12 protein-coding genes are annotated in these 10,746 nt (G+C 59.9%); 10 read left to right on the forward strand and 2 right to left on the reverse strand.

Going from position 1 to position 10,746, the window contains the following annotated elements; all coding sequences use genetic code 11:
• The first annotated feature begins 12 nt into the window (after positions 1-12).
• Genes fliM through ACMV18_RS07525 form a run of 7 tightly spaced genes read left to right on the forward strand, consistent with a single transcriptional unit; the run spans position 13 to position 5,059 of the window.
• The gene (fliM, locus tag ACMV18_RS07495) at positions 13-1,014 is read left to right on the forward strand and encodes a flagellar motor switch protein FliM (protein ID WP_420817318.1); all 1,002 of its coding nucleotides are present in this window, start codon (positions 13-15) and stop codon (positions 1,012-1,014) included.
• The gene (fliN, locus tag ACMV18_RS07500; RefSeq protein WP_374258290.1) at positions 1,007-1,483 is read left to right on the forward strand and encodes a flagellar motor switch protein FliN; all 477 of its coding nucleotides are present in this window, start codon (positions 1,007-1,009) and stop codon (positions 1,481-1,483) included. Before fliM ends, fliN begins: the two co-directional genes overlap by 8 nt.
• Positions 1,484-1,513: 30 nt before the next feature.
• Positions 1,514-1,879 carry a FliO/MopB family protein gene (locus ACMV18_RS07505; RefSeq protein ID WP_420817319.1) on the forward strand — a complete coding sequence of 122 codons (366 nt, stop codon included), beginning with the start codon at positions 1,514-1,516 and terminating at the stop codon, positions 1,877-1,879.
• Positions 1,879-2,640: a flagellar type III secretion system pore protein FliP gene (gene fliP / locus ACMV18_RS07510; RefSeq protein WP_420817320.1), complete on the forward strand. Its 762-nt coding sequence runs from the start codon at positions 1,879-1,881 to the stop codon at positions 2,638-2,640. Before ACMV18_RS07505 ends, fliP begins: the two co-directional genes overlap by 1 nt.
• 9 nt (positions 2,641-2,649) lie before the next feature.
• Positions 2,650-2,919 (forward strand): flagellar biosynthesis protein FliQ, encoded by a 270-nt coding sequence (gene fliQ, locus ACMV18_RS07515; protein ID WP_374258295.1) that lies wholly within the window; start codon positions 2,650-2,652, stop codon positions 2,917-2,919.
• A gap of 3 nt (positions 2,920-2,922) precedes the next feature.
• A complete protein-coding gene (fliR, locus tag ACMV18_RS07520; RefSeq protein ID WP_420817321.1) occupies positions 2,923-3,684 on the forward strand; it encodes a flagellar biosynthetic protein FliR in 762 nt (253 codons plus the stop codon).
• 22 nt (positions 3,685-3,706) lie between these two features.
• Positions 3,707-5,059, forward strand: a complete 1,353-nt coding sequence (locus tag ACMV18_RS07525) for an alkaline phosphatase family protein (protein WP_420817322.1) — start codon at positions 3,707-3,709, stop codon at positions 5,057-5,059.
• Positions 5,060-5,075: 16 nt separating this feature from the next.
• On the opposite strand, the gene ACMV18_RS07530 is transcribed toward ACMV18_RS07525, so the two are convergent.
• The gene (locus ACMV18_RS07530) at positions 5,076-6,164 is read right to left on the reverse strand and encodes an acyltransferase family protein (RefSeq protein WP_420817323.1); all 1,089 of its coding nucleotides are present in this window, start codon (positions 6,162-6,164) and stop codon (positions 5,076-5,078) included.
• A 131-nt stretch (positions 6,165-6,295) separates the two neighbouring features.
• Here ACMV18_RS07530 and ACMV18_RS07535 point away from each other — a divergent pair, with 131 nt between their 5' ends.
• Both ACMV18_RS07535 and ACMV18_RS07540 read left to right on the forward strand, forming a co-directional pair.
• On the forward strand, positions 6,296-8,293 hold the full coding sequence (locus ACMV18_RS07535) for a DNA topoisomerase IV subunit B (RefSeq protein WP_420817324.1): 1,998 nt from the start codon (positions 6,296-6,298) through the stop codon (positions 8,291-8,293).
• Positions 8,294-8,295: 2 nt separating this feature from the next.
• A complete protein-coding gene (locus tag ACMV18_RS07540; protein WP_420817325.1) occupies positions 8,296-8,688 on the forward strand; it encodes a hypothetical protein in 393 nt (130 codons plus the stop codon).
• Between the two features lie 17 nt (positions 8,689-8,705).
• Here ACMV18_RS07540 and ACMV18_RS07545 read toward each other — a convergent pair whose 3' ends face one another.
• Complete coding sequence (locus ACMV18_RS07545; protein WP_420817326.1) at positions 8,706-10,247, reverse strand: cryptochrome/photolyase family protein; 1,542 nt, start codon at positions 10,245-10,247, stop codon at positions 8,706-8,708.
• An 83-nt stretch (positions 10,248-10,330) separates the two neighbouring features.
• Between ACMV18_RS07545 and ACMV18_RS07550 the strand changes: the two genes are divergently transcribed.
• Positions 10,331-10,746, forward strand: a 416-nt coding sequence (locus ACMV18_RS07550) for a DNA gyrase subunit A (protein WP_420817327.1), incomplete at its 3' end; no start/stop codon positions are given.

Genomic DNA, 10,746 nt, shown 5'->3' on the forward strand with positions numbered 1-10,746 from the left:
AAGTCACCGGCCATGAACCAGCAAATCCTTTCTCAAGACGAAGTTGATGCCCTCTTGCAGGGCATCACCGGCGAAAGCCAGAAGCTGGAGCAGGAAGATGCGCCCAAAGAGGGCGTGCGTGACTACAACCTGGCGCAACAGGAGCGGATCGTCCGTGGTCGCATGCCGACCATGGAGATCATCAATGAGCGCTTTGCCCGCAACATCCGGGTGGGGCTGTTCAACTTCATCCGCCGCTCGCCGGAAGTGTCGGTGGGTGGGATCAAGGTGCAGAAGTACAGCGCTTTCCTGCGTGAAATCGTGGTGCCCACCAACTTCAACATCATGGCGGTGCGCCCACTGCGTGGTTCGGGCCTGATCGTGTGCGAGCCCTCGCTGGTGTTTTCGGTGATCGACGCCTTGTTTGGCGGGGCCGGCAAGTTCCATACACGGATCGAAGGGCGTGATTTCTCGGCCACCGAGCAACGCATCATCCACCGCCTCGTAGACGTCATCACGCAGGAATACAAGCGGTCGTGGCAGGGCATTTACCCGGTCGAACTGGACTACCAGCGATCGGAAATGCAGCCGCAGTTTGCCAACGTGGCCACCCCGAGCGAGATCGTGGTGTGCTGTTCGTTCACGCTGGAAATTGGCGACACCAGCGGCACCATTCATATCTGCATTCCGTACGCCACGCTGGAGCCGATCCGGGACATCCTGTTCTCGTCCATCCAGGGTGATTCGGCTGAACCCGACCGACGCTGGGTCAAGTTGCTGACGCAGCAGATTCAGGCCGCCGAGGTTGATCTGGTGGCGGAACTGGCCCACGCACCCGCAACCGTGGAGCAGTTGCTGGCGCTCAAGCCGGGGGACTTCATTGAGCTCGATCTGGAGCAGGTGATCCAGGCCAAAGTGGATGGCGTGCCGGTCTTTGATTGCTACTACGGCACCTCCAACGGCAAATACTCGCTTCGTGTTGACAAGATCCTGACCAATACCGGCAGCAGCTGGCTTGGAGAACAAAATGTCTGATCCCGCAGAATTCCCACCATCAGGCGACGCCGAACAGGACGCCATGGCCGCTGAATGGGAGGCCGCGCTGGCGCAACAGTCCAGCTCGTCCTCTGCATCTTCTGGCGGCAGTTCTGCTGCCAGCGAAGTGTCAGACCCCGCGCCTCAGATGACGCCGGCCGCGTTTGCCAACTTCTCGCCCACACCTGCGGCGGCTGCGGGCAACGACATCAACATGATCCTCGACATCCCCGTCCAGTTGACGGTGGAGTTGGGCCGCACGCGCATCCCCATCAAGAACATTCTGCAACTGGCGCAAGGCTCGGTGGTGGAGTTGGATGCACTGGCCGGTGAGCCCATGGACGTGCTGGTCAACGGTTTCTTGATCGCGCAAGGCGAGGTCGTGGTGGTCAACGACAAATTTGGTATCCGTTTGACTGATATCGTGACGCCTTCGGAGCGCATGCGTCGTCTCAGCCGTGGTGGCTGACCGCTGCGCTCGCAGGTAGAGGCTTCTCAGATGGCATCCAGTGGCTTGATGGTGTTGTGGTTTGTGGTCATCGTGGCGCTGATTCCGGTGTCGTTGTGGCTGCTCAAGCGTTCAGGGCTGGCCGCTGGTGCGCTCGGTGGTACCGCGCAGATCATCAAGCCGGTGGGCCAACTCAACATCGGCCCCGGCCAACGCATCGTGACGGTGGAAGTGGGCTCGGGGGACGCGCGCACGTGGTTGGTGCTGGGTGTGACCGGTCAAAGCATTCAAACCCTGCACACCATGCCTGCTCAAGCCCTACCTGAAGGCGCCTCGCTGCCCGAAGGTGCGCACCCGGCTTTTGCCGCCCTGTTGCGTCGGACGACGTCGCAGGCGCAAGGCAAGGAGAACGTGTGATGCGTTCAGGCATGAAAAAGGGGCTGCTGGCTCTGGCCTTGTCGGGCATGGCCGGATGGGCCATGGCTCAAGGTGCGCCCACAGGTTCGGCCACCTTGCCCCTGCTGATCGGGCAGGGCGCGGGGGGCAACAGCTACTCGGTGCCCATCCAGACCCTGCTGTTCTTCACGGCGCTGAGCTTTTTGCCGGCGCTGTTGCTGATGATGACGGGCTTCACCCGCATCGTGATCGTGTTGAGCCTGATGCGTCAGGCCATTGGCGCGCAGGCCGCGCCCCCCAATCAGGTCATCATCGGCTTGTCGCTGTTCCTGACACTGTTTGTCATGGGCCCGACGCTCGACAAGGTCTACAAAGAGGCTTACGAGCCCTTCGCCGCCAACCAGATCAGCTTCAACGAGGCGCTGGAAAAGGGGCAAGGCCCCATGCGCACCTTCATGCTCAAGCAGACCCGTCAGTCTGACTTGGGCTTGTTCACCCGCCTGGCCCGCCTGGAAGGCGAGGTCAAACCCGAGACCGTGCCACTTCGTGTGCTGGTGCCAGCCTTTGTCACCAGCGAATTGAAGTCAGCGTTTCAGATCGGCTTCCTGATCTTCATCCCGTTTCTGGTCATCGACATGATCGTAGCCAGCGTGCTGATGAGCCTGGGGATGATGATGTTGTCGCCCGTGATGGTGGCCTTGCCCTTCAAGCTGATGCTGTTTGTGCTGGCCGATGGCTGGAACCTGCTGCTGGGCTCGCTGGCAGCCAGCTTCGTGCAGTAAGGAGGCACCATGGATCCGCAACAGGTATTGACCATCAGCCGAGACGGTTTGCTGACCCTGCTGGTCGTGTGTGGCCCCATCGTGTTGGTAGTGCTGGCCGTGGGCTTGGTGGTGTCGATCTTCCAGGCCGCGACGCAGATTCACGAAGCGACCTTGTCGTTTGTGCCCAAGCTGTTGGCGGCGTTTGCCACCCTGGCAGTGGCTGGCCCGTGGATGCTGTCCACGCTGGTGGATTACATCCGTTCGGTGCTGGAGTCGATTCCGACTGTGGTGGGCTGACACGTGGTGTCGTTCACCGAAGCCCAGGTGCTGGCGTGGATCACGCCCTTGCTGTGGCCGTTTTTCCGGGTGCTGGGTTTGTTCACGGCTGCTCCGGTGTTGTCGCAAAAGAGCATTCCTCGGCGCGTGCGCCTGAGCCTGGCACTGTTGATCGTGCTGTGTGCCCAGCCCAGCCTGCCTGAGATGCCACCTATTGCTGTCAATTCGCCGCAGGCACTGATGGTGATCGCGCAGCAGGTGCTCATTGGATTGACCATGGGCTTTGCGGCGCGCGTGGTGTTTGCTGCCATCGAGTTTGCGGGCGAATTGATCGGCCTGCAAATGGGTCTGAACTTCGCGAGCTTTTTCGACCCCATGAGCGGCGGTACCGCCACGGCGGTCAGCCGTTTTTACGGCACGGTGGCCGCCTGGCTGTTTGTGGTGGTGAACGGCCACCTGTTGCTGACGGGCGCGGTGTTGCACAGCTTCACCGCATTTCCGGTGTCGCCGGAGCCGTTGGCGTTTTTGCACACAGTGCAGCCGCAGGTCTGGGGCGCCGAGGTGTTCAAGCTGGGCCTGTGGGTGGCTTTGCCCGTGGTGTCCATGCTGATGCTGGTCAACATGGTGATGGGGCTGATTGCGCGTGTGGCGCCGCAGATGAACATCTTCTCCATCGGTTTCCCGGTGACCTTGGGCGTGGGCTTGACGGGACTTTGGCTGACCCTGCCCATGATGCAGGTGCCGCTGACCATGGCCATCGAACGCATGATGGCGCTTTTCGAGTGAATTTGGCGCTATCTTGGCGGCCATGAAACTGCCTGCACGCCATTCATCTTTCCGCACGGCCCGCTTGCGCCGCACTTCCAGTGATCTGACCCGTCGCCAGGCTGTGGCCGGACTGATGGGCGCTGGGTTGGGGGCGATGCTGCCTAGCGAATCAGTCAGCGCCAAGACGGAATCGCAAGCGACAGGGCCGGGGGCACCGATCTGGAAACCGGATCACACGGTCATCGTGATCCTGGAAAACTTGTCAGCCTATGACGCCACCGCCGCGCAACGCAAGACCGGCGACGCGCCCGTGTACAGACCGCAGTCAGACTGGCGATTTTTGAACCAGTTGGCGAACAAGGGCATGCGCTTTACCAATGCCCACTTCGCGCGTACCCCTTATGGCTCGGCCCTGCCAACGCGGTCCAGCCAACCGAATTACCTCTTTTTGTTCAGTGCGCATCACCAAGGTGTGTTGCCGCCCTGGTTCGAAGACCTGAAGTCGCCCTACCAGGGCGAGGCATTGTGTGATCGAGATGGCCGCCCTTTGTCCGAGCGCCGGCCAACCAAGGTGGGGGTGGCCAACAACAATGTGCCCTTGGAATGGCTGCCCTTGACGTCACCCAATCTGGGGGCGGCCATCCTGAAAACTGGTGGCACCTTCTTGAGCTTTTGCGAATCTTTGCCCTACCCAAGCTGGAACTGCGGCACCGATTCTCGGCAGGTGCCGTGCTCGGCCAGCCACGCGCCCACGGACTTTTATCGACGCAAGCACAACCCGGCCATCAACTGGACGGACCAGATCGCGCCCACCAGCGAGCGTGCTCTCAAAGGGGATCTGGCCCATAACGTGTTGCCCATATCGGTGAATCTGGGTTTCGAGGCGACCCGTGACCCGGTTTTGAAGCAGTCTTTTCGCGGTTTTGCGCAGGATGCGAAGGGGCGGGCGCTACCGTTCAGCCAATTGCCAAGCGTGTCGATCGTGGTGCCGAACGAGCAGAACGACGCCCATAGCAACAGCGCCAAAGTGGCCGACGACTGGCTCCAAACCCACATCGGCCCTTACGCGGAGTGGGCCATGAAGCACAACAGCCTGCTGATCATCACTTTTGACGAAGATGGCAGCACGGACGAGTCCCGAGGTAACCCTTACATCACCGGCACCCACCGCATCCCGACGATTTTCGTGGGGGCGGGCGTTCAGCAAGGTGAATCGTCACAGCGAATTGACCACCTGAATGTGCTGTCGACCGTGCTGTGGCTGAACGGTGCGCTGGACACGTTCAAGACCGACTTCAGGCAGTTTCATGGGGTGACAGCCGGGGGCGGTTCGGAGGCTGAGAGCGAATGGCTGGCTTTGCAACCGGTTCAGGATGTCTTCAAACGCCCCTGAGTGGGTGTCGTGGACATCATCTCAGTCCCAGATTGCGCATGACAATGGGCCTCACTCTTGCCTGAATCATGTTCTCGGTTCGCATGAACAGTTGCGCTGCGACGAGGCTGATCACGCTGGTGCACAAGCCAACAGCCGTGGCCGTCCAGAAATTGAGTGCATGCTGTTGATCTAGCCAGACGGCCAGAGGCGCAGCCACCGAAATGATGGCCGCAAAATGCACCAGATAGAGCGGGAAAGAGATGTCACCTAACCACAAGGACAGTCTGGATGACATGGCCTGTTGAAAACTGGGGTGGAGGTAAATGGCCGCCACGATGAAAATGGCACCCAGGATGTTTCGGCCATTGAAGCCTCCACCCACATGGCCTGTGAACAGTTGGTAGCTGAAGGCCGCGCCTAGCAGTACAGACGCGATGATCTTTTGCTTGCGCATGTGTGTGAATTGCAACCCATGAATGGCTCGCCATTGGGCCAACAAGACGCCCACAAAGAACAGGCAGAAGTAGCTTCGTTGTAAGACGAAAAAGATAATGACAAAGATCGTGGGCTTGACCTTGTCAAGGGAGGACTTCATCACCAGCAAATAGGCAAAAACGAGCAAAGACCCGATCATCTCGATACCCATGGTCCACAGGAACGGGTTGTATGAATTACCGTTGCTGTGGTTGGTGTAAACCGCGTAGGTGGTGTATTTGATCAAGTCGCCGAAATTGGCTTCAAAAGGGAGGAATGCTCCAAGCCAGTCAGGACGATCAACAATTGGTGCAGCCTGGTGATTGAGGGTCCATCCCAGTTTCATCAGGATGTATGTGATCAAACAGGACAGAATGATCGGAATGGTGAGCCTGAAATAGCGATATCCGGCTGATTTTTGAATATTCGCGATATTGCCGGATTGGATGAATGGGTGTGAGAGCGCATCACCAGAAAGAATGAAAAAAACAAAAACCGCCACGTGACCATTTAGAAAGAAGGCTAAGGCGTGGCTCCGAAATTCAGGGAATTTGGCGCCGAAGGTTTCCCAGAAAACGTGAAACAGCATCACAGAGAGTGCGGCCCATCCTCTGAGGCCGTCAATATAGGAAACGCGTGTCGTGGTCATGTGTGCGTGAAGAAGTATGTCTGAAGTTTAAGTTATGCTTTTGGCGTCAATCTGACGCACACAGTCGGGAGCGCGTCGAACATGGCGTGCTGTTGTGCAGCAACCTCCCTTCGTTCGTAGAATCGGCGCCCATGTCTTCCAAGCAACCTGCCAAACCTTCCAGCCAGCCCAACGCGACCTACGGCGAGGGCTCGATCCGCGTTCTCAAGGGTCTGGAGCCCGTCAAGCAGCGTCCGGGCATGTACACCCGGACCGACAACCCCCTGCACATCATTCAGGAGGTGATCGACAACGCCGCTGATGAAGCGCTCGCGGGCTTTGGCAAGCGCATCGCTGTGACCTTGCACACCGATGGCTCCATCAGTGTGGAAGACGATGGCCGCGGCATTCCCTTCGGCTTGCACCCCGAAGAGGGCGTGAGCGTGGTCGAGATCGTGTTCACCCGCCTGCACGCGGGGGGCAAGTTCGACAAGGGTTCGGGCGGGGCTTACAGCTTCTCGGGCGGCTTGCACGGCGTGGGCGTGAGCGTGACCAATGCGCTGTCCACGCGTCTGCAAGTCACGGTGTGCCGTGACAAGCAAGTGGCCACCCTGGCGTTTTCTGGCGGGGATGTGATCGAACCTGTGGCAGTTCGCCCTGCAGCGTCGGGTGACCGCAAGAACGGCACCTCGGTGCGTGTGTGGCCTGATGCCAAGTATTTTGAAAGCGCCGAATTGCCCAAGGGTGAATTGGTGCACATGCTGCGCAGCAAGGCCGTGCTGATGCCTGGCGTGACCATCACGCTGACGCACGAGAAGTCGGGCGACACCCAAACCTGGCTCTACAAGGCCGGCTTGCGTGACTACCTGAGCCAGTCGCTGAGCAGCGAGCCACTGATCCCCTTGTTTGAAGGCGAACAATACGCCGAGGGCAGCGAGGACGAAAACTTCGCCGAAGGTGAGGGCGCAGCTTGGTGCGTGGCCTTCACCGAAGAAGGCTCGCCCATGCGCGAGAGCTACGTCAACCTGATCCCGACTGTGGCGGGGGGCACGCACGAAGCGGGTCTGAAAGACGGCTTGTTCAACGCCGTCAAGGGCTTCATCGAGATGCACTCTTTGATGCCCAAGGGTGTGAAGCTCATGCCGGACGATGTGTTCGGCCGTGCGAGCTTTGTGCTGAGCGCCAAGGTTCTGGACCCGCAGTTCCAGGGGCAGACCAAAGAGCGCTTGAACAGCCGCGATGCCTTGCGACTGGTCAGCACCTACGTCAAACCCACGATGGAGCTGTGGCTCAACCAGCACGTCGAGTACGGCAAGAAGCTGGCCGAGCTGGTCATCAAGCAGGCGCAAGCGCGCCAGCGGGCGGGTCAGAAGGTCGAAAAGAAAAAGAGCTCTGGCGTGGCCGTGTTGCCCGGCAAGCTCACCGACTGCGAAAGTCGCGACATCGCCTTCAACGAAGTCTTCCTGGTGGAAGGGGATTCGGCAGGCGGCAGTGCCAAGATGGGCCGCGACAAGGAAACCCAGGCCATCTTGCCCTTGCGAGGCAAGGTGCTGAACGCGTGGGAAGTCGACCGAGACCTACTCTTCAAGAACAACGAAATCCACGACATTTCGGTTGCGATTGGGGTTGATCCACACGGGCCGAATGACTCGCCGGACCTGTCGGGGCTGCGTTACGGCAAGATCTGTATCTTGTCGGATGCGGACGTGGACGGCTCCCACATCCAGGTGTTGTTGCTAACGCTGTTCTTCCGTCACTTCCCCAAGTTGATCGAGGCCGGCAACATCTACATTGCGCGCCCGCCCCTGTTTCGGGTCGATGCACCCGCCCGTGGCAAGAAGCCCGCAGCCAAGCTCTATGCCCTGGACGAAGGCGAACTCAACGCCATCTTGGACAAGCTGCGCAAGGAAGGCTGCCGCGAGGGATCCTGGACCATCAGCCGCTTCAAGGGCTTGGGCGAAATGAACGCCGAACAGCTTTGGGAAACCACCCTGAACCCGGATACGCGCCGTCTGCTGCCCGTGACCTACGGGGATCCCGGGTTTGAGTCGACCGAAGGGTCCTTCAACAAGCTGATGGGCAAGGGCGAAGCGGCTTCTCGGCGCGAGCTGATGGAGCTGTACGGCAACGACGTCGAAATCGACGTGTGAGCATGACCTGGTTCATGCACCTGGCTGGCTCCGAGTTGCGCGAGGTGTGTTGCGAGACAGGTCTGGTGCGGCTGGTGTTTTCGGCGGCATGGGTGCAGCCAGAGCGGCCTGTCTTGGGACAGGGGGATCAGCATGCATTTCATCGTGGGGTGACATGGCGTTTGGATCAGGCCGGTATCCAAGGGGATGTCGCGGCCATGCGAGGGCGTCTGACTGAAGGGGCGTTGACGTGTGCCGGACGTTTGGTGCGAGCCGTGTCCTTGCCTTCATGTCACTTTGGCGGTGTGACGCTGACCTTGGTGAGCGCCCAAGGTGCACGCTTGGACATCCAGGCGAAAACCTTGGACGTGCAGGTTGAGCCAGGGGCCACATGCTTCGAGTCGATGGCTTGCTGACGTCCGCCCGCTGATCGTCAAAGTGTGTCGAGCTTGAGCAGGATGGCTCGGGCTTGGGTCTCTACAGCCTCTCGTTCCGACACGGTCATGCGGTCCAGGTTTTTGTAGACCATGCTCAAGCGCGGATTGCTGCGCAGGTGTGTCGCGTGCCGCATGTGAAAGTCCCAGTACAGCGCATTGAAGGGGCACGCCTGGAGGCCGATGCGGTCTTGCCGTCGATAAGTGCAGTGTCCGCAGTGGTCGCTCATGCGGTGGACATAGCTGGCACTGCCCACGTAAGGCTTGGTGGCCAGCAAGCCGCCATCGGCAAACTGACTCATGCCGAGCGTGTTGGGGACTTCGACCCACTCGAACGCATCGGCATACACGCCCAGATACCAACGATGCACCGCTTGGGGCGCCAGTCCGGCCAGCAAGGCGAAATTCCCGATCACCATCAGGCGCTGGATGTGGTGAGCGTATGCGGTGTTCAGCGATTGTCGAATCGCGACGCTGACGCAAGCCATGCCCGTGTCACCGGTCCAGAACCAGTCGGGTAGGGGGCGATCATGCTGCAAGGCATTGCGCTCGGCATAGCCCGGCATGTGCGCCCAATACACCCCTCGGACATATTCGCGCCAGCCCAGAATCTGTCGGATGAACCCCTCCACCGACGACAGCGGCGCGTGCCCATCGGTCCACGCTTGTTCCGCCCGACGCACCACCTCACGCGGGTTCAACATCTTGGTGTTCAGCGCGAATGACAGCAGAGAATGAAACAAGCGCTGGTGCGTTTGACTCATCGCATCCTGATAGGTGCCAAACCACGGCAAGGCGTGCGTGACAAAGCTGTCCAGGTGCTGCAGTGCCTCGGCGCGATGCACCGGCCAGCGCAGTTGGTGGGCGTCGGGCTCGCCAAAGGTCTGGATGCCGGCCGCTTCAATCTCTTGCCACAAGGCGCGGTGGTCGTGTGAGCCACGCCAGTCGGCCGGCGCCTGTGGGCTGCCGCGCCAAGCCTGTCGGTTGTCGCTGTCAAAGTTCCAGCGTTCGCCCTCGGGTTGTCCATCGGGACTCATCAGCACTTGGTGCTGACGGCGCATGTGCCGGTAAAAATGCTCCATCAGCCATTGCCGTCGTTCGCCAAAGAGCGATGTCACGGCGCGTCGATCGCTGAAAAAATGCTCCGAGTCCACGCATGTCACGGTCAGGCCGAGTGCCTGCTGTCGATGCGCCCATTCGCTCAACTGCTGGTCCAGCCGGTACTCGTCAGGGGCCTGGTAAGCAAAGGACGACGCCTGGTAGTGCCTGATCAAGGCGTCCAGGTTGTCGGTCAGCGATTGGCGATTGGATGGATCGCCAATGCGCACGTACCTGACGCGGTGACCGCTTTCCTTCAACGCTGCCGCAAACGCACGCATGGCCGCAAAGATGGCCAGTACCTTTTGAGCATGGTGCAACACGTAGTCGGTCTCTTGACGGATTTCCATCAAGACGTAGACGACGTCGGGTTGAACATCGTTGAACCAGCTGTGTTGCGGGTTCAGTTGGTCTCCCAGAATCAGGCGCAGTGTCAGGCTCATGGCGTTTCGAGGATATGCCAGAGTGCGTTGGCTTGCAGAGCCACTACACTTCCGACCACATTCAGGATGTCATTTCTCTGTTCATGACGACGCAGCAATCGATCGACTTCAATCCACCGCGAGAGGATTCTGGTGAATCTTTGACCTTGGCGCATTACGCTGAGCGTGCCTACCTTGAGTACGCCCTCAGCGTGGTGAAGGGCCGTGCCCTGCCAGACGTGTGTGACGGGCAGAAGCCCGTGCAACGTCGCATCCTGTATGCGATGGACCGCATGGGGCTCGGATTTTCGGGCAACACGGGCGCCAAACCGGTCAAAAGCGCCCGGGTGGTCGGGGATGTGCTGGGTCGCTATCACCCCCACGGCGACAGCGCTGCCTACGAAGCCATGGTGCGCATGGCGCAGGACTTTTCGCTGCGCTATCCCCTGATCGACGGCCAGGGTAACTTCGGTTCGCGCGACGGCGACGGTGCCGCAGCCATGCGGTACACCGAAGCCCG

This window comes from Aquabacterium sp., from assembly GCF_048860245.1.
Taxonomy (GTDB): Bacteria; Pseudomonadota; Gammaproteobacteria; order Burkholderiales; family Burkholderiaceae_C; genus Aquabacterium.